This is a genomic window from Marinicrinis sediminis (assembly GCF_042685085.1).
Taxonomy (GTDB): Bacteria; Bacillota; Bacilli; order Paenibacillales; family KCTC-33676; genus Marinicrinis; species Marinicrinis sediminis.
Window position 1 is genome coordinate 46,758 of sequence record NZ_JBHUMM010000014.1, and the last position, 26,880, is coordinate 73,637.

Genomic DNA, 26,880 nt, shown 5'->3' on the forward strand with positions numbered 1-26,880 from the left:
TAAAATGAACAGGAGAAGTCCGATATGACAAAACGAATAGGTGCAAGGCTGTTCCGGTACGGGATCACCATAGCCCTGATGCTCATGCTGACACTGCCTCCCTTCCACGTTTATTCGTCTGAAAATTCTGATAAAAAGGCGAGCGATCGCGTACGCGAAATGGATGCCTGGCTGGAGGAGCAGTTGGCGAACAGTGGCATCCCCGGTGCCTCAGTCGTGATGGTTCAGGGGGAGGAAACCGTCTATCAGCGAGGGTTTGGATACCGGGACAAGGAGAAGGAGGAACCGGTAACAGCGGAAACGTTATTTGAGCTTGCTTCCGCCAGCAAGGCATTTACTGGTCTGGCGATCCTCCAGCTGGCCCAGCAGGGACGGCTGGATTTGCAGGCCCCGGTTCAGACGTATCTGCCCTGGTTCGAGATGGTCTATCACGGAGAGAGAAACGGTCAATCACTCGAAGGGCCCGTTCCGGTGACGATTGAACAGGCGCTCTACCAGACGACAGGTATTCCCTTCTCCTCGATTGGCGATATCCCGCAGGGAGATGGAGAGGAAGCACTGGAGAACACCGTGCGGACGCTGGTGGGCACGGAGCTGGATTTCTATCCGGGAGAAAGACATTTCTACGCGACGATCAACTACGATATTTTGGGACTGGTCATTGAGAACGTATCCGGCATGGACTATGAATCATACATGAAAGAGGAAGTGCTGAAGCCGATGGGTCTCGACCAGACCTACCTGCTCCATGAAGAAGCGGAGCAGACTCACCAATTGGCAACCGGCTATAAATACGGTTTTCTGCAAAGTCTGCCTTACGAGGCACCGATCTATCGGGGCAATACGCCTGGAGGCTATGTCCGGTCTAATGCGCACGATATGGCAAGATGGCTCAAGATTCAGCTGGGTGCTGTGCCATTTGATCAAGAACTGCTCGCGAGATCACAGGCGCCCAATCGCAAGGTGCCCCCGGCAGCTGAAGGATATTCCTATGCAGCCGGCTGGCGGGTCTATCAGAGTGGTGGGGGAGAATGGTCTCACGGCGGGAACAACCCCACGTTTTCTTCGTTCGTAGGCTTTCGACCGGAAGAGCAGTTCGGTGTTGCGATTCTGGCGAATATGAATTCGAGCTATACCGCCCAGATCGGTCAGGGACTGCTTGATATGTGGCAAGGCCAGACACCTGCCAAACTGGATGGAGATTTGTATCAGACGGTAGACAAAGTATCGGTGGCGATGCTGAGTATGACCGTGCCCTTTCTGCTGATTACGCTCTGGTTGTGGGGGCGATTGCTGGTAGATCTGGCACGCAGGAAGCGCAGATGGAACGGAAAAACAGGTCGATTCTGGATCACAGCTGTTGGCACGGCCGGCTTTCTTAGCGTAGTAGCCTATGGTCTGTATCAGATTCCGGATGTGTTCTTCTGGGGGCTTCCATGGCGTTTTGTCCAGGTATGGGCGGCTGACAGCCTGATTCTGGCGTTGATCATTCTGATGGTTTCGGTTGCGTTATTCAGCTTGTACGTGCTGCTCTCTTCGTTTTTGCAGCGCCAGCGGGAGCAGGGCTGGTTTGCTTTGCTCATCCTGAGCATCATTAGCGGCCTCGGCAATGCGACCATCATCTTTATCGTGAATGAAACGTTGAATCGTCAAGGACACTTTGAAGCCGGACTGCTGCTGTTTTTTGCCATCGGCATCCTGCTCTATGTGCTGGGACAGAAAATTGTGCGAACCCGCTTGATACATATGACGACGAATCTGATTTACGACAAGCGCATGGAATTGATCAACAAGCTGTTGAAGACCCCCTATCAGCAATTTGAACGGCTCAAAAGCGGGCATATCCAGGCAGCCCTCAACAATGACACGGAGACCATCAGTCAGTTCGCTAAAACGGCGATTACGGGTGGGACCGGCCTGATTACACTCATGTGCTGCTTTATTTATCTGGGCGTGATCAACTTGCAGGGATTGCTGATTTCGCTAGCGGTCATATTGAGTACAGCCGGTTTGTACTTCGTAATGGGGCGCCTGGCAAGTAAAGCCTGGGAAAAGGCGAGGGATACACAAAACGTATTTTTCAAGCTGATCCATGATCTCATGCATGGCTTCAAAGAACTTCGCTTGCATACCGGGAAAAAAGAGGCGTTTGCGCGCGACGTACAGGACAGCTGCGAGCATTACAGACAAAAACGCATACAGGGCGAAATGAATTTTATCCACGTCTTTGTCATCGGAGAGTTGTTGTTTACGTTCGTGATCGGTACAGTTGCTTTTCTCTTCCCGATTCTCTTCACGGAAATGAAGAATGAGACGCTGCGCAGCTATATTTTTGTATTTCTATATATGACAGGCCCTTTGCACGGCGTTCTTCATGCTATTCCCCACCTGTTCCAAATGCGCATCAGCTGGAACCGGATTCAACAGTTTACAAAGGAAATCTCCGCCTTGTCAGCGGCAAGGGAACCTGCATTCGTGGAACATTCGTCTTCCCGGCAGCTGCAGGTCAGCCTGCATGATGTCACGTTCGAATATGTCGGGCGTGAAGAAGAAACGGACATGGCCAAGACGAGGGAACCTGAGTCCGATTCCGAAAGGAACGTCGATCCTCCTGCCAAGCGATTCACGGTCGGGCCATTGAATGTGGATTTTCATGCGGGTGAGATCGTGTTCATTACAGGCGGAAACGGCAGCGGGAAGTCTACCATGGCCAAACTGATCACCGGCCTGTATGAACCTAAGGAAGGATCGATCACCCTGAATGGCCTGCCCGTCTCGTCGGAAGAGCTCGGACAGCAATATGCCGCGATTTTCAGCGATGTGTACTTGTTTGACAAGCTGTACGGCATTGAGGTGGAACCTCAGCGTGACAGGATGACGCAGCATCTTCGTCGTCTGCGACTGTCCGAAAAAGTAGCGATTGAGGAAGGCGGGTTCAGTACGACCAAACTGTCCACCGGTCAGCGGAAACGGCTGGCGCTGTTAATCAGCTATATGGAAGACCGGCCGATCTATTTGTTTGATGAGTGGGCAGCCGATCAGGACCCGGAATTCAGACGATTCTTCTATCATCAGCTTCTTCCGGAGCTGAAGGAAAAAGGGAAGTGCGTCATTGCCATTACGCACGATGATGCCTATTTCCATCTGGCTGATCGGTTGATCAAGATGGAGATGGGTGCGATGACCGAGATGACAGAGCTGACTGCATATCACCAGATCGAGACGGCATCGAAATAGGATGGCAGGCTTGGATGGAAGGAGGAACAGAGCATGGGCAGCAAGCTGAAAATAGCGAGGCAAAATGTAGAAGATATCTTGTCACTAACGGCGATGCAGGCCGGCATCTTGTTTCAGCATCTTCGTGACCCGGATTCACGTGCTTATTTTGAACAGCTGCGATTTACGCTGAAAGGAAAACTGCACATGGACGCCTTTTTGCAGGCATGGAAAGGGGTGCAGCAACAGAATGAGATGCTGCGTACGGTGTTTCGATGGGAAGCCATGGACAAGCCGGTTCAGATTGTGTTGAAAGAGCACGACATTCCGGTTCATCTGGATGAGGCAAGCAGCAGGGATGCAGCAAGTATACGCCAAGAACTCGATGAATGGGCCGAACAAGATCGCAGGGATATGATCGATATCCGGGTAGCGCCACTGCGGATCAAGGTATGCAGGGTGGATACGGAAACGACCGAGGTTCTTCTCAGTCACCATCACATATTGTATGACGGATGGAGTAACGGCATCTTGCTGCGGGAGTGGATGCAGGCCTATCGTCTGTTGCTGGAGGGCGAGCAGCCGGAGCCAAAGGTCAAGAACAAGCTGAAGGCCTATCTGAACTGGTGTGAGCAGCAGCATAAGGAGGATCAGCAGTCTTACTGGCAACACTATTTGCAGCAATTTCAGACGAAATCACGGTTGCCGTTGGACCGCATGGACAGGTCAGAACTGACAGGGGATGGACTCGTACGCCGTACGATATCTGCTTCGCTGATGGAACAGGCAGAGCGTTTCGTACAGACATGTGCCATTACGAAGGCGACGCTTTTCTATACGGTCTGGGGCATTCTGTTGCAGCGTTACAGTCAACAGGACGATGTGCTGTTTGGCACAACGGTGTCCGGAAGACCTTCCGAGCTGCCAGGCGTTGCGGAGATGGTCGGCCTGTTTATCAATACCCTCCCTTTTCGATTGAAGTCGCAAAAGGGGGAGTCCCTGCGCGAGCTTCTGACCCGCATCCATACAGAGCAGACGAGACGAACGCGTTATTCGCATACACCACTGGTAGAGATAGCAGCCTGTAGTGAGCTGGATACCGGCGGAGAGCTGTTCGATTCCATGATGGTCATTGAAAACTACCCCCTGGACCGGATGCTGAGTGATGTGAGTCAATCGGCTTACATGGAACACTATTCGATGACCGAGCAAACCCACTATGATTTGACGTTGGCCCTGCATCTATACGATCAGGCTGAACTGCAAGTGCATTACTCATCCAAATTCGAGCGGGAGACGATTGAGCGGATGATCGGTCATTATCTGTACGTACTGGCAGAAATCATCGATCATCCGAACCGGACGCTGGAAGAGCTCGAGATGATCCCGCCGTCGGAGCAACGACTCATGCTGGATGCTTTTCAGCCGAGTGCAAACGAAAGGACAGAGGAGGTGTGTGTTCAGGTGTGCTTTGAGCAGCAGGTAGCTCGTACGCCTGAGCATGCGGCCGTGATCTTGGATGATCAGACCTGTACCTACCATGAGTTGAACCAGCGGGCCAATCAATTGGCTCATGCGTTAAGGCGACAAGGTGTCGCGAAAAACACCATCGTGGCGGTCATGATGGCGCGTTCTATGGAAATGGTCGTTGCAGCACTTGGTATATGGAAGGCAGGCGGGGTCTATTTGCCGATTGATCCAGGCTATCCGGCTGCCCGGAAGCGTGACATGCTTACGGACAGCCGTTCTACCCACGTGCTGGTCACTTCTGCGGCGCATGCGGAGAATCTCGATCAGCAAGCTGAACGGATCGTCATGGAGGTGAAGGCTCAGATCGATGCTGAACATTCCGTCTCCAACCCGGTCCCCGTGCATACTGCAGCAGACCTGGCCTATATCATATATACCTCAGGTTCAACCGGAAAACCGAAGGGGGTCATGCTCAAACACCGTGCGCTCGTCTGTCATGTCAGGCATTTTCAGTCCGCTTTTCACTTGAGTCCTGCGGATCGGGTCTTGCAATTCGCCAGCTGCTCATTCGATGCGTCCGTTTCGGAAATCGGCATGAGCTTGCTGACTGGGGCTGCCCTCTGTATCCCAGACATGAACACCATTCAGGAACCGAGGCACATGATTTCCTTCATGAATCGGCATCAGGTGAGCATCGCCACACTGCCGCCGCCATATGTGCGCGAGCTTCCGCTGGCTGAACTCACGACACTGAGGCAGCTTATCACAGCAGGCTCTGCCATCGACAAGCAGCTGGCAGCGGCTTGTGCCACATTTACCCATTGGACAAATGCCTATGGGCCTACCGAAGATACGATCTGTACAACGATGTGGCACGGAGACCGGGAGCAGCTTGACCAATATGATTCGGTTCCAATTGGTAAGCCGATCCGGCTTCACGAAGTATATATCCTGAATCCGCACCTTAAGCTCCAGCCAATCGGGGTTGCAGGGGAGCTGTGTATTGGCGGTGACGGACTGGCAGAAGGGTATTTGCACCGGGCAGACCTGACCGCACAAAAGTTTATCGACAATCCCTACCGCCCCGGCACGCGGTTGTATCGCACGGGAGATCTCGCGAAGTGGCTGCCGGACGGCAATCTGGCCTATATGGGGCGAATAGATGACCAGGTGAAAATTCGAGGCTACCGGATAGAGCCCGGAGAGATCATGCAAGCGATACTTGGTCATGCATACGTTCAGGAAGCAGCGGTGACAGCGAAAAAGGATGGGGACGAATCACCGGTGCTGTGTGCCTACTACGTCCAGTCTGCCTCTTCTCCAAAAGCGCTGCAACCTGCGGAGTTGCTCGCCTATTTGAAACAGCAGTTGCCGGACCATCTGATCCCGTCACATGTCATACGAATGGAGGCCCTTCCGCTCACCCGAAATGGCAAGGTCGATACGAGGTCTTTGCCGGAACCGTCCGCTGCGTTGCGAACTCCTGCCTACACCCCGCCATCCAGTGAGTTCGAACTCGAGATGACAGTCATCTGGTCTCAGGTTCTGGGGGTCGAGCAAGTGGGCATCGACGATCATTTTTTTGAGCTTGGCGGTCATTCGCTGAAAGCGATGTCGCTCGTTGCCCGGCTTCAGAAAAAGCTGCAGCTTGTTGTACCGATCCAGGCGGTATTTGCGGCGCCGACCATTCGCCAGCTTGTAGCATGGATGAATGAGAAGGGGGCAGGGAACAGCGACGAGAATGACGAGTTGCCTTATGTCAGGGAGCGGGAGCTTGTGCCGGTCTCCTTTGCACAGAAACGGATGTATATTCTGAGTGAGATGGAAGACAGTCAAGTCGCCTACAATATGCCGGGATGTTTGCATATGAAGGGGCCGCTGGATCTGACAAGGCTGCAGCAAGCTTTTGACTCCCTGGTAGAACGGCATGAAGTCCTCCGAACTTCCTTTCATATGGTGGAGGGTCAACTGATGCAGCGCATCCACCGGGCCCGTTCCATCCCGATTGCGGTGAAGGACGGCACGATGGCACAGCTTCAAGCGTTGCAGGATGCGTTCATACAGCCATTCGACCTGCATGTCGCACCGCTGTTTCGAGTGGAAGTGGTGCGACTGGGCGCAGAGGAACATCTGTGCATGTTCGATATGCATCACATGATTTCAGATGGTGTTTCCATGAATCGTATGATGGAAGAATTGTCGATGCTGTATGAGGGGAATGAGCTGGCATCCCAGCGAATTGGCTATCTGGATTATGCCTGTTGGCAGCTGGAACAGATGGAATCCGAAGCGATGCGCCGGCAGGAGGATTACTGGCTTCAAACGATGTCGGGGGAGCTTCCGGTGCTGGATCTTCCGCTGGATTATCCTCGCCCCCTGGTACGCAGCTTTGAAGGGGAAGAGATGACGTTTTCGCTGGAGGCCTCTTGGACGGCGCGCATTCATGCGCTGGCGGCCCGGACGGGAACGACTCTGTTTATGGTACTGACTGCGATGTATGAAATCTGGTTATCCAAGTACAGCGGACAGGAAGAGATCGTGATCGGAACTCCGGTTGCAGGACGAACACAAGCGGATACGGAAACCTTGCTGGGTCTGTTCGTGAATACGCTCGCCCTGAGGGCTTTTCCGCGAGGGAACAAATCGTTCCTGCAATTTCTGCAGGAAGTCAAGACTTCCACGCTGGACGCATATGCCAATCAGACGTATCCGTTCGAGCTGTTGTGCGACAAGCTGGAGCTGCGCCGGGATCGCAGTCGCAATCCTATGTTCGATACCATGTTCGCCCTGCAGAATATGGAGAAAAAGGAGCTTCGCTTCGGGGAGGCCATACTTACCCGATTGCCCGTAAACAAAAATACGGCAAAGTTCGATCTGCTGCTGGAAGCGATAGAAACCGATGGACGCCTGGACTTCCGGCTTGAATATGCGACCTCCTTATTCAAACGGGAGACGATATCCCGCATGATCGATCAATTTCTGGCGCTGCTCAAGCAGCTGATCCAGCAGCCTGCGATTACGCTGGCACAATTCGAACTGATTACACCCGGTGAGCGGGATCAGGTACTGGTTGCAGGCAAAGGTTCCAGGCAGGAGATAGACGAGACGCTTACGCTGCATGCCGCGTTTGAGCAGCAAGTGAAGCAATTCCCTTCACGGCTGGCTGTACAAGCCGAGGATGCCGCATTGACCTATCTGGAGCTGGATGAGCATGCCAATGCGGTGGCGTACCAGTTAAGGTCAAACGGGGCCACACCCGGGAAGACAGTAGCGCTGCTGGCTGAACGATCAGCAGAAATGATCACGGGCATTCTCGGAATATTGAAAGCAGGGTGTGCGTACTTGCCGATTCATCCCTATGATCCGGCGGACAGGATTGCATATCTGCTTGCGGACAGTCAAGCGGACATCCTGCTGGCGCAGGCGCATCTTCATCCACAGCTTCGGCATAGCGCGCTGCGAGTAAATATGCCAGACAAAAAAACGAGGGAAAAGAAGCCTGGCGTCGTTGGCAGCCGTGAAAGCGGGAAAGTAAATGGTCATACTCCCGCCTATGTCATCTATACGTCCGGTTCTACAGGCAAGCCAAAGGGGGTACGGCTTCAGCATCGCAATGTCCTGAATCTGATCAAGGGTCTGCAGCAGGTCGTGTATGCCAGGTATGATAAACCGCTGCGTATTGCCCTGGTGTCGCCGTACCATTTTGATGCATCCGTCAAAACGATTTTCGGAGCCCTGCTACAAGGACATTCCCTTTACGTTACGAACGAGGAAGCCAGATTGAATGGACGGGAGCTTCTGAGCTTTTATCAGACCCATGATATGGACCTGTCTGATGGCACCCCGATTCATTTGCAGTTGATCCTGGATGCCTGGAAAAAGCAGCAGGGTACCATGCCTGTGCGGCATTTCCTGATTGGGGGAGACGCGCTGCCTGTTGAACTGGTGAAAGCATGTATCCATCAAGCTGGAACCCAAGCACCTGTCATAACCAATGTGTATGGCCCTACCGAAGCATGTGTGGACAGCTCCTGGTTTGAAGTGCCGACAGATCCTGATGAGCTGGAAGCGTTGGCAGAGCGAAGAACGGTGCCGATTGGCAAGCCGCTGCCCAATTATGACGTATTTATTTTGAATCGGGATCAACAGCTGCAGCCACCAGGGGTCCCAGGTGAGCTGTATATCGGCGGACTTGGGCTGGCTGAGGGCTACCTTCATCAGCCTGAGCTGACGGAATCTGCATTTGTCGCGCATCCATTTGTTGAGGGAGAGAAGCTGTATCGAACTGGGGATTTGGCCAGCTGGCTGCCGGACGGAAATCTGGCATATATCGGCCGGGTCGATCATCAGATCAAGCTGAACGGCTATCGGATTGAGCCTGGGGAAGTCGAAGCGGTACTGCTCCGTCATTCCGCGGTCAGGGAAGCAGTCGTGATGGTGTCGTCTGACCCTACCGGTGAATGCCGATTATCTGCTTATGTGGTGCCGACAGATTCAACCTGTACGAGAGCGAAACTTCGTGAGCATGTCAGGAAGCTGCTGCCGCGCTATATGCTGCCCGCTGTTTATTTCCTGTTGGACGAACTTCCGCTGCTGCCTAGCGGCAAGGTGGATCGGCTGGCCTTGTCCCGGTTGTCCAACAGGGAAGAAGAGGATGACGCCGGGGCAGAGCAGCCTCGCAATGAATGGGAACAATGGATGCAGGAAATCTGGCGGCAGGTGCTGGGTCTGAAAGAGGTGGGCATTCATCGTAACTTCTTCGATCTTGGGGGCAATTCCATGAAGCTGATTCAGGTGCATGCCCGCATGCAGGATCGAATGGGAGACCGTGTCAAGGTCACCGACCTGTTTGCACACCCGACCATTGCCGCGTTGTCCGAAGAGCTAATGGGCAGAGAGCAGCGCAGAAAGCTGCCTCGCAGGCCAATCGTGCTGACTGAGGCCTACGTACTACCGAGCGCTCGGGCCAGGGAGATGGTCGTATATGAATCCCGCTTTGACCAAGCGACATTTGCGCGTATGCAAACAGCAGCTGCGCAATTGAGCATAGACGTGGTGGATATATGGCTGTCCGGCCTGTTTTATGTTCTGCAAAATCTGTCAGGTACGACGGATCTGGTGCTGGAGACGATGCTGAATGTGGAAAACGGGGTGTTGCCGTTGTCACTGGGAGAAGCGGAGATCGGCAACCTGGCGCAATATTTAACACGTATTCACGAGCGGAGAAAGCAGTTGGAGCCAGAGACCGCCTATCGCCGGTCAGAATGGATGAGTGGCTTGAGGTCGCCGGACAAGCTGGAGATGCTTCCCATTGCCTATGACCGCAACCTGATCACATCGGATGTGCGTCTGCTTGACGTATATGATATCGCCTTCGAATGGGCGCAGACGGATCAGGGGTGCGAAATCCGCTGTGAGTTTGACGGCGGCAGATTGCGCAAGGAAGCGGTGCGTACCCTGTTTGAGCAGGCGGGCAAAGTCATGATGGCCGTCTGCATGCAAAAAAACTGAAAAAAGAAAGGAATGGATGGACACGATGAACAAGCTTGCATTGCTGTTTCCAGGACAAGGAGCGCAGTTTGTTGGGATGGGCCAGACACTGCACGAGCGGTACGACGCCGTGAAAAAGGTATTTAAGCAGGCGAATGAAGTGCTGGGCTATGATCTGCGCCAGCTTTGCCTGGAAGGTCCGGCAGAGGATTTGAACAAGACGGCATGTACACAGCCAGCCTTGCTTGCACTTGGTTTCGCAACCTATCAGGTATACAGGGAGGAGATCGGGATCGAACCGACCCTGGCAGCCGGCCACAGCCTGGGGGAGATTACCGCACTGACCTGTTCAGGAGCGATGGCGTTCGAAGATGCGTTGCGTATTGTGCACAGACGTGGAGAGCTGATGCAGGAAGCAGCCGGATGGGGACAGGGAACGATGGCCGCGGTGATCGGACTGGATCGCAATGTGGTGGAGGACATATGTCTAGAGGTATCCGACTTTGACCAGTTCGTCGTCCTCTCGAATATTAACTCCAGCAAGCAGCTGGTGATTTCGGGCCATCAACCTGCATTGGCAAAAGCAGAGTCTCTGTTAAAGGATCGCGGTGCTCAAGTGACCTATTTGTCCACGAGTGCACCCTTCCACAGCCCTGTCATGCAGCCGGCGGCAGAAGCGTTGTCCGCTGAACTGGCACGTATCAAGTATTCGCCCTTGCAATGGCCTGTATATGCCAATGCCACCGCGCGTCCTTACGAGGATGAGTCGCAAATTGCCAGTTTGCTGACTCGCCAGATGACAGCGCCGGTTCCCTGGCTGGAAATCATGCAGCATATGCAGACACAGGGGTTGTCTGCAGCGGTAGATATGGGGCCCAAGCCTATACTGGCGAATCTGGTCAAACACGAGATTCCGCTTCGCGTATATGCAATTGACAAAGAGAAGGAATGGGACGAGCTGAAACAACATCGCCATGCACACACCCTCGGCGGCCGGCCAACGACTTCAACCGACCCCTCCTTTCTGGGTCGATGTATGGCTCTGGCTGTCTGTACGAAAAACGAGAACTGGGATCATGAAGCGTATGAGGAAGGGGTAGTCAAGCCGTATCAACGCATCAAAAAGCTCGATGAAGAGCTGGAACAGCTAGGCTTGTCTCCTTCCCCCCGCCACATGGAAGAGGGTCTGCTCATGCTGCGTTCGGTCATGGAAACGAAAAAGCTCCCTGCCGCCAAGCAGGCAGAACGGATCGCCCAGTTGCTGGACGAGACCCGCACACGACCGTTGTTTCCGTCTCTGTTGACCCCAATCGAAGCAGGATAACGACACACCATCTCCATGAAGAGGGAGGCATACTTATGACGGGTAGCAGACTGAATTTTTTAGATGCATGGATGGAAGAACCTTCGTCCTCCATGCTGCCGGAAATGACAGAAACATCTACCTCGGATATCGCCATCATCGGCATGGCGCTTCGGTTCCCCGGAGCAGAGACACCGGATGCATTCTGGCAGTTGCTGTGTGAAGGGAAGGATCTGGTTGCGCCCCTTCCGCGCAAGCGAAAAAAGGATGTGATGGCAACCGTTCAACGTTTTCATCCGGATAAGGAAGGACAGTTCTATGAGGCGGCTTTCTTGTCCGCAGTCGATGGCTTTGACTATGCCTTTTTCGATTTGTCGCCAAAAGAAGCCGAGTATATGGACCCTGAACAGCGCCTTTTTTTGCAGACCGCATGGCAGGCTATCGAAGACGCGGGCTATGGCGGACAGCGGATTCGGGGAACGAAGACTGGGGTGTACGCAGGCTATAGCCATTCTTCTGTGTACGGGCAATCGATTCGATTTGACGACCCTGAGATGGCGGCGTTGTATGTATCGGGTACAGCCAGTGCAATGATTCCGAGCAGACTGTCCTATCTGCTGGATTTGAAAGGTCCTGCAATGGTTCTCAATACCGCTTGTTCATCATCGCTGGTGGCGGTGCATACCGCCTGTCAGGCGCTGCGCAGTGGCGACTGTGACATGGCGCTGGCTGGGGGCGTCAAAGTAGATCTTTACCCGATCCAATATCAGAATATTGGCATTTTATCTACCCAGTACAGGTCGAGAACGTTCGATGATGGTTCTGATGGCACAGCCGGCGGAGAAGGTGTGGCGGCTGTTATGCTCAAGCCCTTTGCCAGTGCCGTCAGAGATGGTGACCAGATCTATGGATTGATCAAGGGAAGTGCGGTGAATCAGGATGGCAGTTCCATTGGTCTGACTGCGCCGAATAGTGAAGCGCAGGCCGCTGTCATGACGGCAGCCTGGAAAGACGCGGGGATCGATCCGGAAACCATCGGCTACATGGAAGCCCACGGGACCGGGACCAAACTGGGCGATCCCGTTGAAATAGACGGCATGACGAAGGCGTTTCGAGCCTATACAGACAAGAGACAGTTCTGTGCTGTCGGCAGTGTCAAGACGAACATCGGTCATTTGGACAACAGCGCAGGGATCGCCGGTCTGATCAAGGCTGTGTTGACGCTGAAGCACGCAAAAATTCCGGCCAGCCTCCATTTCCAGCGTCCGAATCGCAAGATTGACTTCGTGGATTCTCCGGTATATGTCCAGGATGAGCTGACGGAATGGCCCGCGGCAACGTTTCCCAGAAGGTGTGGGGTCAGTTCGTTTGGGTTAAGTGGCACGAACTGTCATGTCGTGCTGGAGGAAGCGCCGGCAGCAGACGAAGTCGAAGCGGCAGTGGGGGCAAAGGCTTCCGATTCACCTGCGTGGCAACTGTTTACCCTGTCGGCCAAATCAATGGCTTCATGGCGCCGATTGCTGGCGGAATATGTGCAGTTTTTGGCAGCAGATCGAACGATCAGCCTGACTGATGTGTGTTATACCGCGAACACGGGACGATGGCATCATCCTATCCGATCGGCTCTGGTGTGCCGGGATAGAGCGGATCTGCTGGATAAGCTACAAGCCCTGCTCACGGCTGACCGTGCTCGTCCTGCGGATACACCTCCACAGCCAGCCGGTACGGGATCAATGAGGCAGCTTCTGGCAGCGGATATATTCGTCACCCGGGGTGATGAGCGTATTTCTTCCTCTTCGGTCTCTTCGCTGGATGAGCTGCCTGACTCCTGGATGTCCATGGATGAGCAGGAGCAGCTGCATACCCTTCGAACATGGGCGATGCAGTATGTACAGGGTGCAGACCTCCCCTGGGAACGTCTGTATCGACAGCAGAAACGGAAGAAAATCAGCTTGCCTGTCTATCCATTTGATGAGAAGAGATGCTGGGTATCCCCGGGCAGAGATGCAGCACTGGACTGGTGCCACACCCGCACCTGGGAGCGTGCGTCAGAACGGTCGCCCTCGTCAGAAGCGTCGTCTTCCGTACCCAGAACCGTGCTGTGCATTCATGCCGGGAGCCGTACCGCTATTCAACTGGTGAATGCGCTGCGAGAGGACGGTCATGCGGTGGAAGAGGCCGTATACCCGCATCCGGGGGAGAGTCATTTGTCTCAACAGGAGATGGAGACTTCTCAGAATGAGAAGAACGCATCCGCATCCTCTGCCTGGCTCGGCACAGAGGAAGATTATGTTCGCTGGCTGGGATCATTCCGGCAGAAACCAGTCGATCAGATTGTCCATATGGCTTTGCTGGATGAATCGGAGTCCGGTGCCTGTACGCAGGAGGAACTCGAAGCGAGCCTGCACCAGGGGGTCTACAGCCTGTTTAACTTGACGAAGGCGCTTGTACAGCTCGGCTTCAGCCATCCGATTGATCTGGTGCTGCTTGCTGACCACGTGCATCAGGTAACCGGAGAGGAAGTGTGTCTGAAGCCCGAGCATGCGGCCTGTCTGGCTCTGGGCAGAGTTGTCCGTGTCGAGTATCCGAACCTGCAGTGCCGCAGCATAGACCTCGATCACCAGCTGAATATCGACAAGATGATGACAGAGCTTCAGACACCAGGTACAGCGTACTTGCATGTATATCGCGATGGTCAGTGTTATACCGAGAAGATCGAGCAGATGAATGGAACGGACATCACACAAGGAAGCTCGGCCATTATACCAAACGGCACTTATATCGTGACAGGCGGAGGGGGTGGATTAGGGCTTGAAACGGCGAAATATGTCGCTTCTCAGGCGCAGGTGAACCTGATCTTGCTGCAACGTTCGGGCTTGCCTGAGCGCAAAGAGTGGGAACAGGTTCTGGCGCATACCAGCGACCCGAAACTCGTCAGACAGCTGAAAGGCATAATGGACATTGAACGATCGGGCTCCCGTGTCACGGTATGTCAGGCTGATGTGGCCAATCTCATGCAGATGAAAAGGGTCATGGCAGACATCCGCCAGCAATTCGGGGCTGTGAATGGCATTTTTCATTGTGCGGGCATCGCCGGAGACGGCTATTTGGCAAGGAAATCACGAGATACCTTTGCACAGGTAATGGCAGCGAAAGTATGGGGAACATGGGTGCTGGAGCAGGTCACGATGCACGAATCGCTGGATTTTATGATGTATTATTCCTCCCTCAGCAGTCTGGTCGGCAGTGCTGGCCAGGGCGATTATGCAGCAGCCAATGCCTATATGGATGCCTTTGCTGCATGGCGAAATCGTCATTCGAAACGAACGGTGACCATTAACTGGTCAGCCTGGGAGGAAGTCGGGATGGCTGTCGATCATCAGGCATTGGAGAGACGCCAGCAGCAAGCCGGGATGAAGACAGATGAAGCACTGGATGTGCTTGACCGGGTGCTAACCAGCCCAGGTGATCAATGGAGTGATCAATGGATCATTAGCAAAACCAGGTCTGCCGATGATACGGAAGCGACAGTGGGGCAGCAGGATAAGCCGCAAATAGAACAGCTGCAGGCCTCAACGGTCAGGCTGACGGGTGTGACGTCCGGCTCCGGGCAGGACGAGGAGCAGTGGATTGCACAGATCTGGCGGGAATTGCTCGGTTTCGAAGAGATGGACGTTCAGGACAACTTTTTTGAAATAGGCGGGAACTCCATTTTAATAGTGAAGATGCATGCCTTGATTGAACAGCGTGATCCGGGAATGGTTTCGGTGGTGGATCTGTTTTCGTATCCGACTATTCAGGGTTTGGCTGCTTATCTGCGCAAGGTGAAGCATGCCCGTCTGGAGCTGCAGGACCTGCCTGATTCGGCTGCCCCTGCAAACGAGGAAAGCGACAAGTATGAGGACGAGTTGCTACATCTGTTCGAGGCAGTAGAGAACGGGAACATGTCGATGGATGAAGCGTTCGCGATGTATGAGCAAATGGGGAGGGAACAGGATGGAAAAGCTCAGTAAGCTGATTTTTGAGCATACAGTCAATGGAAAAATGGACAAGCAGGTCGGCATGGCATTGATGAAGCAATTAAAGCTTGTTTCCGGCAGGAAGCAGCAGGACATTGCCATCATTGGTATCGGTCTAAAGGTACCAGGTGCCAGCCGTCCGGATCAGTATTGGGACCTGATTGCCAACAAAATGAAGGGGATCGGCCCCTTTCCGCAAAATCGCCGCCAGGATGTGGAGTTTTATAAGGACTACATTAACTATGACCTGAATGAGAGCATGATTTCCCAGGGCGGATATTTGGAGGAAATCGATCAGTTTGACTGTGATTTCTTCAAGATTTTTCCGAAGGAAGCCAACTTTATGAACCCGAGCCAGCGGATCTTTCTGCAAACGGCCTGGCAAGCGATTGAGGATGCCGGCTACGGCGGTGATAAACTGGTTGGCAGCAAAACGGGGGTGTATGCCGGATATATTCATTCCAATGATTATAACCAGATGATCACGAGCGCCTTTATTGACTCGCTGGGCATATCGCGTGTCGGCAATACCTCTTCCATTCTGGCCAGTCGTCTGTCGTATCTGCTCGATCTGAAAGGACCGACCATGGTGATCGATACCGCCTGTTCATCTTCACTCGTTGCCGTCCATACGGCCTGTCAGGCGATACAGCAGGGGGATTGCGAGCTCGCTCTCGCCGGGGGAATCAAAGTGAATGTGATGCCAATCATTGATGATTCCTATGGACTGGCCCTGCAAACGCAAAGTGCAGAGCTGAAAGCTTTTGATGATCGTGCTGACGGAACCGTGTGGGGCGAGGGCAGTGCGGTGGTCCTGCTCAAGCCGCTCGAGAATGCGCTCAAGGACAAAGATCACGTATATGCAGTCATTAAGGGAAGTGCTTCCAATCAGGATGGTAACTCCATCGGTATTACCGCCCCGAATGCAAAAGCGCAGGAAGACGTCATTGTCAGTGCCTGGAAACAGGCTGGCATTGATCCGGAAACCATTGCCTACATAGAGACGCATGGTACGGGCACGAAACTCGGCGATCCGATTGAGGTGACCGGCATCCAGGAGGCGTTTCGCAGATATACGGACAAGAAGCAATTCTGTGCGATCAGCTCGGTCAAGCCGAATATCGGACATCTGGACTGCGCCGCCGGGGTAACCGGACTCATCAAGGCTGCATTGGCATTGAAAAACAAGCAACTGCCGCCGTCCCTGAACTTTCTGAAGCCGAATGCCAACGTTGATTTTGTCCATTCTCCCGTATACGTTAACGATCAACTGGTGCCCTGGGAAGCAGGGGAAACCGCGAGAAGATGCGGGGTTAGCGCTTTTGGACTTAGTGGCACAAACTGTCATGTGATTTTGGAAGAGGCACCGCCACAGCAGGAGATGAACTACACGTCTCAGCAGAAAAGACTGTTCACGCTGTCCGCCAAAAGCAAGCCGGTGCTGGAGGAGTTGATCCGCGACTATCAGCTGTATGTTCTGCAGCATGGTCAAGCTCGCCTGGACGAGGTCTGCTATACCGCTAATACAGGCAGAGGTCATTACGCATACAGATTGGCCATTCTTGCTGACAGTGCAAGAGAACTGCGTCTGAAGCTGGAGAAGGTGCTGAAGCATGACCTGGACCAGCCGTATGAAGCCGAAGGCATCTTCTATGGAAAATACAAGCTTGTTTCAGCTGACAAGCAGCAACGGGAAGCACATGAGATCACCGCCGACATGCGGGACAACCTGAATCAGGAGGTGCATGCCGCGACAGAGGCGTACCTGGCAGACCGTTCAGATCGTTGCCTGGCCAGAGTGGCGAAGCGCTATGCACAGGGTGGAAATGTGAGCTGGCAGCATTTTTATGAAAATCGTTCATATCATAAGCTCAGTTTGCCCGTGTATCCATTTGAGAAGAAGCGATGCTGGCTTCCGATTGAGAAGCTGGGGTCGGTGGTTCGCAAACCTGCGACTGCGCAGCCAGTTCAGACTGCACAGACTGCACAGACTGCACAGACTGAAGTACAAGCTCCGCTTCATCCGATGATTGACCGTCTTCGGGAACGCAATGGAGACAAGGAAATCTATACCGCGAAGTTGAGCGGAGAAAAGCATTGGGTAATGGGCGAGCATGTCATTATGGGGAGGCCGGCAGTACCGGGAACGACATATATAGAGTTGACGAGAGCGCTCGTCGAGCAGCGATTCCCGAATGAGCAGATGGAACTGATGAATGTCCAGTATTTTGTCCCTTTCTCGGTTCAAAAGGGTGAATCGAAGGAAATGATTCTAACCGTGGAGAAGCGGGGGGAAATGCATATGGAAATAACGGCATCCAGTTTTCAAGATGCCGCTACGGAGCAGCTCCATGCGAAATTGCAGGTTCGGGCCTTGACCGAGACCGATCAGGTGGCTCCGCGATTCTCGATCCGAGATATCTTGAACCGCTGTGTCGAAATTGACACGACACGTCTGAAGAAGGAATCCCGGATTATCTTCGGCCCTCGCTGGACAGATATGATCATTCGCAGGCCTTCCTTCGGGAAGGGAGAAGGCATTGCCTATCTGGAGCTTCCAGATGTCTACAAGACTGACATGAAGGCGTACAAGCTGCATCCATCCCTGCTGGATATTGCCATTACCTCGGTGGGACAGTTTACGAACATGAAATTTTATCTGCCTCTTCATTATAAATCAATCCGAGTCTACAAGGCGCTGCAGCCTGGACTGTATTCCTATATTCGGCTTGTGGACGGGGTGGAGGATGCGGAAACGTTCACCTTTGATATTACGCTGATGGACGAGCACGGGGAGGCCTATGTGGATATCCATCACTTTGTGATGAAAAAGGTGCGGCCAGGCAGCATCGGTGATCCACCAGCTCAACAGACTGAATCACCACTGCAAGCAGAGCAAGGTCGATATTTTGAGATTGCATGGCGAGAACAGCCTATGCCTGCTCCTGCTGCGCAACCCGTTGCGTCTGCGTCGTATGCGCATGTGCTCGTCCTGCAGCCCGACGGCGACTGGGGAGAGCAGCTGGCCGAGTCATACGAAGGCCTTGGAGCCGTTGTAACACGGGTAGAACGGGGCGATCAGTTTGCCAGGCTTGGAGAAAGGCATTACCGGGTAACCGGTCAGGAAGCGGATTACGAGCGGTTGTGGCAGGAGTTGAATGGTTCGGTTTCTCATATCGTGGATGGCTGGGCAGCCGCAGAGGAGTCGTCCGTATCCTCGTTGCAGGAGCTTCAGGACCGAAAGGAGCGAGGGGTCTATCATTTGTTCCACCTCGTGCGAAGTCTGATGAAGCATCAGCCGCAGACGAATACCGAACTGGTCTTGCTTGCCCGACAGGTGCATGCCATAAGCGGCGAGGAAGAGCAGTTGCATCCGGAATATGCAGCGATGTTTGGTCTTGCGCTGGTGGCTATGCAGGAGTACGCAACCCTTACCTGCCGTTGTATCGATATGGAAGCTGGAATGAGTGTGCGTGATGTACTGCCAGAAATCCAGGCAGGACTGTACGCGGGCTATCTTATCAGCTACCGCAACGGAAAGCGCTACGAGCGATATTTCCAGCCGGCGCCGCTCCAGGACAAGGCGGATGCCAGTCTGGAGCTGCACGAGGATGGAGCCTATATCATTACCGGTGGCACGGGTGGCATCGGACTCGAGGTATCCAAGTATCTGGCCAGGAAAAAGAAGGGGGTGCGACTTGTCCTGATGAATCGGTCCCCATTGCCGCCGAGGGAACAATGGGCCTCATGGGAAGCGCATGACAAGAAAATGATCCGCAAGCTGGATGGGATCCGTGAGATCGAGGAACTGGGGGCACAAGTGGTGATCTGTCAGGTGAATACGGCTCATGAAGCGGAACTGACAAAAGCTTTACAGCACATCCGAGAAACACTGGGACCTATACGCGGCATCATGCATAGCGCAGGGGTAGGTGCCGAAGGAATTCTCATCGGAAAAAGCAAAGAGGCCGTAGAGAATGTGCTGGCACCCAAAATGGATGGAACGTGGCTGCTTGATCATCTGACAGAGCAGGACCCGGTTGATTTCTTCGTCTTGTTCTCCTCTCTTTCCAGCATAACCGGTGGGATCGGACAGGGTGATTATTGCGCAGCAAATCAATACCTGGACGGGTTCGCTGCAGCGCGCAATCATCGGGGCAAGCGAACGGTATCGATCAATTGGCCGGCCTGGCAGGAGATCGGCATGGCGGTCGATTTTGAGATGGCATTTGACAAGAACTTGTTCCGGGCATGGAAGACACAGGATGCGATGGAAAGTCTGGATGAAGTGATGCACAAGGCATTCCGCAACGTGATTGTGGCAACATTCAATGAACGCTACAAAGGAAACTTGCCGAAGGAGCATCTTCCGCTGCATCTGGATGAGCAACTGGCTGGTTTTTACAAGCATACGTCTGGCGCAGTCGCCCAATCTGTACCTCAACAAGCAAGCAATCGAGATGAACGCACCTTCAACCATGCACAGAGGCATCCGCAGGAAACGCTGCAGGATGTGATCGCCGCCGTGTGGAAGGAACTGCTGGGTCTGGAAAAGGTCGATTTATACGAGAGCTTTTTCGATCTCGGCGGGGATTCGATTATGGCGATGAAGATTGTGAATGAGCTGAACGGCATGCTAGCCAGGCCAATGGAGTTCAGCGATATGATGCAGCATGATACCATCCATGCTCTTGCCCAGTATCTGATAGAGGAAGGTTTCAGCCTGAAAGCTGAGCCATTTGCCCAACAGAGTGAAACCGCGACAGCTTCCGAAGTGGCAGATGCATGGGGATCATGGGTAGCGCCAGGCGCAGGGGATTCGTTGCAGTCAGGCGATCCACGGGATGCTGGATATCATGCCAATCCATTTGCCTACGTACCGGATGAACAGGAAGAACGAACGACAGAGGTTGCGAGATCGGGATCAGTCCCTGACGCGACGGTCACACTCAAGGGCAGGGCAGACGGCCAATATGCGGAACTGGAAGTGCAGATTGCCCGTGTCTGGTCTGAGCTGTTAGGTCTCGACGCAGTGGATGTATACGAGAGCTTTTTTGATCTGGGTGGTGATTCGATCATGGCGATGAAGATTGTCAATGAGCTGAACACGGGTAGCTCAGGTTTGACGGTCCCTATTGAATTCAGCGATATGATGCAGCACGATACCATTCATTCGCTGGCCACATTTATGAGGCAGAAGGAAGGAGTGTGATGCAGTCATGTTTACGCAAGATGCAGTGATTTACCCGATATCCCCCCAGCAGCGCGGGTTTTGGCTGATGCACAAAATGGAGGATGACTTTACCGCCTACAATACCCCGTCGAAGCTGATTCTGGATATTCCGATGAGCAGGGAGATGCTGAACAGGGCAATGAATGCCATTGTAGAACGGCATCCGGCTTTGCGTACGATCTTCGTGGAGCATGAGGGCATACCGAGCCAGGTCATTTTGCCTTATGAGGAGCGGGAGCTTGTGGAGGAAGTGGATCTCTCTTCCTTCCCTGATCCCATGGCGGAGATGCAGGAGCGAATTGAACGCGAAAACAAACGGGAATTCGATCTGTCCAAGCCGATGATCGATGTCAAGTTGTATCGGTTGTCTGATCAGCGCTACGGGTTTTATTTCAATACGCACCACATGGTGACCGACGGATGGGGCATCCAGATCTTGATGAGAGATGTCAGACAGGCCTATCAAAGTCTGATGATGCAGTCCACGCCGCAATTCAAGCCCCTGTCCATGAGCTATATGGATTGGATCAGGCAAACCAATGACTGGCTGGAAAGCGACAAGCGCAAGGAGGACGAGGCGTTTTGGCTGGATCATTTGCAAAAGCCGCTGCCTACCCTGGATTTGCCTGTGGACAAAATGAGTGGAGAAGGGCAAGGGAAAAAGCGAAACGGACATTATTACAGGTTTCAAATGGCCCCGCAGCAAAGTGCACAGCTCAATGCTCTTGCCCGAGCGAATCGAGTATCTCCTTCGATCTTGATGATATCTGTCTATGTGTTGTTTCTTCACAAGCTGACCGGTGATGAGGACATCATTGTCGGCATGCCCATTTCTGGCAGGGACCACAAGGATTATGAGGAATTGATCGGCCTGTTTACCAATAATCTGTGCCTGCGTACCCGGTTTGAGGGAGTGGACACCTTTGCAGACCTGCTGAATAAGGTGAAAAAGACCTGTCTGGATGCGTACAGGCACGGGAAGTATCCGATGGAACTGCTCGTCAGCGAGTTGAACGTGGATCGCAATCAGCGCAATCCGATCTTCACCGCTGCCTTTCAGCTGTTTGATGTGCTCGATCAGGAAAATGCCAACGCCTTTGATTTCAGCTTATGGTGTCGTCAGGAACGAGACCGTATTCAGTGCCGGATCGATTATTGCACCGACTGGTTCAACAAGGAGACGATTGAACGTTTCTCGCGATATTTCCTGCGGATTGTAGAGCAGGTAGCGGCAAATGTGCAGATGAAGTTGAACGAAGTGGAACTGATCCCGGAAGCTGAGAAGCAGCAGATACTGCAGCAATTCAATCGTGCACCGGTGCCATATGCGAGACAACAGACGATCGATCAGTGTCTCGCGGAACAGGCTGCGCGGACTCCTGATCAGGTGGCGTTGATCTGCGAGGACAAGCAACTGACCTACAGGCAGCTGGAGATGCAGGCGAATCAGCTGGCGTTCAGGCTGCGGGAGCTCGGCATAAAGCCGAAGATGACAGTGGGCATCTTCTGTGAGCGATCGATCGACATGGTGGTCGCCATGCTAGGCATCTTGAAAGCGGGCGGAACCTATGTGCCGCTTGATCCCCTGTATCCGGAGGAACGACTGGCGTATATGCTGGCAGACACAGGCGCGGCCGTGCTGATTACACAAACGCATATGCGGGATCGTATCTCATTTGGCGGCCCGAAGCTCGTGCTGGATGAGGATCATCAGCTCGCACAGACCGAACCCTTTCCATGTCAGCATACTTCGAACGATCCTGCTTATATTCTGTATACTTCCGGTTCTACGGGAAGACCGAAGGGAATTATGATCGAGCATCATAGTGTGATGAGCTTCATGCAGGGTGTGAATGAAGATATTCCGATTCGTCCGGAACATACGGTTGTCTGTCTGAATTCCATTGCTTTTGATGTCATCGTGCTCGAAGTGCTGCTGCCGCTCAGTATGGGTGCACGCGTGGTCATTGCCAACGAGCACGCCCAGGTGGATGGAAATCTGTTGAAGCAGATCCTGCACAACCATCAGGTGGATGTGATTCAGGTGACTCCGGCCCGACTGAAGCTGTTGATGAGCAAAGGGCTGGAAATGACAGAAGAGCTGAAACTGATCCTGCTGGGGGGCGAGCCGCTTCCGCCGAGTATGCTGGACAAGCTCAGAGAGCAGTCAAATGCACAGATTATCAATATGTATGGGCCGACAGAGACAACCGTCTGGACGACGACCAAAGATGTCACGAACGGGGAAATCACGGTGGGCAAACCCATTTCCAACACCCAGGTCTATGTCGTAAACGATGACGATCATCTCCAGCCGATCGGTCTTCCCGGAGAAGTCTGCATCGGGGGTACGGGACTGGCCAGGGGCTATGTGAATCTGGAAGCATTGACGGATGAGAAATATGTGCCTAATCCGTTCCGCCCCGGAGAGAAGATGTACCGGACAGGGGACTTGGCGAAGTGGCTTCCCAATGGTGAGCTGGCCTTTATTGGTCGCAAAGACTTTCAGGTGAAAATCAACGGTTTGCGTATCGAACTCGGTGAGATAGAGGCGACGCTTGATGAGGTAGAGGGCGTCCGCGAAAGCGTGGTTATGGAGAAGACACCTGAGCCCGAGGAACAGGTTCTGGTAGCCTATTATACGGGGGATGAGGCCATTTCGACTGAGCGTCTGCGCGATCATTTGTCCGCGAAGCTGCCGTTTTTCATGGTTCCACAAGTGTATGTTCATCTGCTGACGTTCCCTATTACACAGAACGGAAAGATTAACCGGGCGGCACTGCCCGAGCCAGACTTTAGCCGTGCCATTTCCGAAAATGAGTATGTCCCTCCGCAAACGGAGGCAGAGAAGCTGCTGGTTCGTATTTGGGAGCAGGTACTCGAGCGTGAGCCGATTGGCATTCATGACAATTATTTTGATGTAGGTGGAAATTCATTTGCAGCGGTCAAGATCGAGGTGGAACTGGAGAAGGAGCAAATCGAGCTGGGTCAATCGGACATTTTCAAATATCAGACCATCCGCAAACTCGCGGAACAAATCGAGCGGACGGACAAAGCGCGTATCCATTCAAGGGGGAATCAGGATGTATAAGACGATGATGTATGCAAAGCTCCACCGGGCCATTGTAACCGAAGCGAATCTGAACTATGTCGGTAGCATCACGATTGATCAGGACTTGCTCGATGTATCGGGCATTCAGGTGAATGAGAGAGTGCAGGTCGTGAACAACCATAACGGGGAACGGATCGAAACGTATGTGATACCGGGTGAGCGCGGTTCAGGTACGATCTGTTTGAATGGAGCGGCCGCACGCCGGTTTCAGCCAGACGATGTCGTCATTATTATGGCCTATGCCATCTTGTCGGAAGAGGAAATCAGGGAGCATCATCCGAAAGTGGTCATTCTGGAGGGGAAAAACGAGATTCGTGAGGTTTGGCAGGAAGAGACCCATTCAACGGTTGTTTAAAGGCCTGGCCAAGCATACAGAAATCCAACGTGGAGAAGGAGGAGGCACATGCCGCTTACACTGCCGGATCAATTGGTGTTTTACAATGAACAGGTGAACAGTCACTATCTGGATTGTCTGGAGAAACCGATTTGTGCGTTTATCAGCAGCTATCACTATCCCTTTCAATGGCTCTGCTCGGACAGCTGGGGATTTTACTACGGGGGACTGCACCGTATTTCTGCAGATCCTGTAGGGGACTATCCCTCCTTTATTGAAAATGTGAGAGGCTTGTACGGCATGCAGTTTCATATGCTGGATACGGGGAGTCTGTTTGAGAGCATGGAGCAGCTTCCGGAGTCAGGACTGAAAATGCTCGTGCTTGCCAGCACCTACTATTTGCCATGGGTAACGTATGATTATCAGCAAAATGCCAATGAGCATGCGTTTCTGATTGCAGATTACGACAGGGAGCAGGAAAAGGTGTACGTGGTTGATTTTGCTCCCAAATATGCAGGCTGGGTGGATCGTGAACACATCAGGCAAGCATGCAAATCAGCGGCCTTTATTTCTGAGCCGCAGCGCTGCTGCACCTTTGAGGAGACCGGCACCCAATTGCAGAAAGCCTGGGACAAGATGATCGGCAAACCAGCAGAGCCCGGAGAGTCTAATTCGTCTGGCATCTATGGCATACGCAAGATGAAGGAGGAGCTTCGTCAGCTTGATCCATTTCCATTTGAGCAGATCGACATCATCTGGGAGCCGTTTCGAAAAATCATCGCCACCCGAGACAAGTTTTCGGAGTTTATCAGTTTTCTGGACAAATATCCCGAGTCTCCGTATTATGGGCGAATGAATCCCGAGCTGCTACATGCTGTTCGGGAGAATTCGGGCAAATGGTTTGCCATCCGCAACAAGCTATTGAAGAGCAAGCTGACTCAGACGCTGAACCTGCAGCAAATGGATCAGGCCTTTGATGAGATTATCGATCTGGAAGCGCGTTGTGCAGAACAACTCGAGCATCTGATCAGGCGAGTGGAGGGGTGAGGATGGCCTACCAGAAGCTGAATCTGAATCCTTACCTGAATCACAAAGGCATTTCCTGGACGACTCCACACCGGGAGATAGCAGCCTCTCTGGAGCATCTGGGGTTAAGTCTGCCGGGAGAAGCACTGCCTCATGACGAGGAAGTCATCCTGAACGATATCCCTTTTCAGTTCCCGAAGACCGATGAGGCTTTCGATCATATTAGCTGTGAAGGTCAGGAAATCCGCATGGACCGGGTGCAGGGAGTGCGGTCCCTCTATATTCTCGGCTGCTGCTCGCACGGGGATTATGAGGAGAAAGGGGCGCTGGTGTTCGCTGATGATGCTGTGGAATCGATCCTGTTTCGCTTATCTTATATGGCCAGATGGCACTGGGATCACCGTCTGACCTTCGATGATCAGATGGGACTCCACACGGCCTACCATCGATCTGGTCACAGCAGACTGGATATTGGGGCCGGCATCTGGATGAACCGGATTGGGATGGCATGTGATCGACCGCTGCAAGCCATTCGACTGCCGGACAACCCCTATATGCATATATTTGCGATGACGCTGGAGACAGATTCATGAAGGTTCCGTGTCAGGTGATCGAAACAGTTGCAAACGGGCCCTGATTTTGTTTATATTTGGATAAGGCTGTGAACCGAAACATTCACGAATACAAAAGGTAAGGTGGTATGCAACATGGATCGGGTAGTCGTTATCGGAATGGGATTTGTAGGCTCCAGTTATGCATTTGGGCTATTGAATCAGGGCATCGCAGAGGAACTCGTATTAATTGATTTAAACAAGGAAAAGGCGGAAGGAGACGCCATGGATTTGAATCATGGACTTCCGTTTACTTCCTCTCGCACGAAAATCTGGTACGGTGATTATGCAGATTGCAAGGATGCGGATCTGGTCGTGATCTGTGCCGGAGCCAATCAGAAGCCGGGAGAGACGAGACTGGACCTGGTGGAGAAGAACAAGAAGATTTTCAAGGGCATTGTGGGCGAAGTCATGGGGAGCGGCTTTGACGGCATCTTCATTGTGGCGACCAACCCGGTGGATATTCTGACCTATGCAACATGGAAATTCTCAGGATTGCCGAGAGAGCGCGTGATCGGTTCCGGTACGATACTGGATACGGCCCGTTTTCGCTTCCTGCTTGGCGAGTATTTTCAGGTGGATGCACGTAATGTCCATGCTTATATTATCGGTGAACATGGCGATACCGAATTGCCGGTTTGGAGTCATGCGGACATTGGCGGTCGAAATGTATTTGATTTGGCAGACAAGAATCAGGAATGGAACCGCGAGCAGTTGGAGGACATCTTCGTTAATGTCCGTGACGCAGCCTATCACATTATCAACAAGAAAGGCGCTACCTACTATGGAATTGCGCTTGGGCTGGTTCGCTTGACGAAGGCCATCTTGCAGAACGAGAATTCCATCCTGACCGTCTCCGCCTATCTGGACGGCCATTATGGGCATGAGGATGTCTATATTGGGGTGCCTGCCATCGTACACCGGGGCGGCATTCGCAAGGTGGTCGAGCTGTACCTGAATGACAAGGAACAGGAGCAGTTTGCTCACTCTGTAAACGTCCTGCGTGGTGCGATGGGGACATTTGAATAGGGAACCATGAAAACAGAGAAGCATATGAATGAGAGAG

Annotated in this window: 10 protein-coding genes; all 10 read left to right on the plus strand. The window is 53.0% G+C overall.

The features are described 5' to 3' along the window. Positions 1 to 24: 24 nt before the first annotated feature. A complete protein-coding gene (locus tag ACFSUC_RS08580) occupies positions 25 to 3,237 on the plus strand; it encodes a cyclic peptide export ABC transporter (protein WP_379929135.1) in 3,213 nt (1,070 codons plus the stop codon). Positions 3,238 to 3,270: 33 nt separating this feature from the next. Next, on the plus strand, positions 3,271 to 10,197 hold the full coding sequence (locus ACFSUC_RS08585; RefSeq protein WP_379929136.1) for an amino acid adenylation domain-containing protein: 6,927 nt from the start codon (positions 3,271 to 3,273) through the stop codon (positions 10,195 to 10,197). A gap of 25 nt (positions 10,198 to 10,222) precedes the next feature. Next, entirely contained in the window at positions 10,223 to 11,500 is a 1,278-nt protein-coding gene (fabD, locus tag ACFSUC_RS08590) for an ACP S-malonyltransferase (protein ID WP_379929137.1), read from the plus strand. A 35-nt stretch (positions 11,501 to 11,535) separates the two neighbouring features. Further along, on the plus strand, positions 11,536 to 15,492 hold the full coding sequence (locus ACFSUC_RS08595; RefSeq protein WP_379929138.1) for a type I polyketide synthase: 3,957 nt from the start codon (positions 11,536 to 11,538) through the stop codon (positions 15,490 to 15,492). Continuing rightward, positions 15,476 to 20,710, plus strand: a complete 5,235-nt coding sequence (locus ACFSUC_RS08600; protein ID WP_379929139.1) for an SDR family NAD(P)-dependent oxidoreductase — start codon at positions 15,476 to 15,478, stop codon at positions 20,708 to 20,710. The genes ACFSUC_RS08595 and ACFSUC_RS08600 overlap by 17 nt, the downstream gene beginning before the upstream one ends. 7 nt (positions 20,711 to 20,717) lie before the next feature. Then, entirely contained in the window at positions 20,718 to 23,822 is a 3,105-nt protein-coding gene (locus ACFSUC_RS08605; RefSeq protein WP_379929140.1) for a non-ribosomal peptide synthetase, read from the plus strand. After that, the gene (panD, locus tag ACFSUC_RS08610) at positions 23,815 to 24,198 is read left to right on the plus strand and encodes an aspartate 1-decarboxylase (protein ID WP_379929141.1); all 384 of its coding nucleotides are present in this window, start codon (positions 23,815 to 23,817) and stop codon (positions 24,196 to 24,198) included. The genes ACFSUC_RS08605 and panD overlap by 8 nt, the downstream gene beginning before the upstream one ends. Positions 24,199 to 24,246: 48 nt before the next feature. After that, positions 24,247 to 25,224, plus strand: a complete 978-nt coding sequence (locus tag ACFSUC_RS08615; RefSeq protein ID WP_379929142.1) for a hypothetical protein — start codon at positions 24,247 to 24,249, stop codon at positions 25,222 to 25,224. A gap of 2 nt (positions 25,225 to 25,226) precedes the next feature. Then, positions 25,227 to 25,796 carry a hypothetical protein gene (locus tag ACFSUC_RS08620; protein ID WP_379929143.1) on the plus strand — a complete coding sequence of 190 codons (570 nt, stop codon included), beginning with the start codon at positions 25,227 to 25,229 and terminating at the stop codon, positions 25,794 to 25,796. 114 nt (positions 25,797 to 25,910) lie between these two features. Then, positions 25,911 to 26,843 carry an L-lactate dehydrogenase gene (locus ACFSUC_RS08625; RefSeq protein ID WP_379929144.1) on the plus strand — a complete coding sequence of 311 codons (933 nt, stop codon included), beginning with the start codon at positions 25,911 to 25,913 and terminating at the stop codon, positions 26,841 to 26,843. The last annotated feature ends 37 nt before the right edge of the window (positions 26,844 to 26,880 follow it).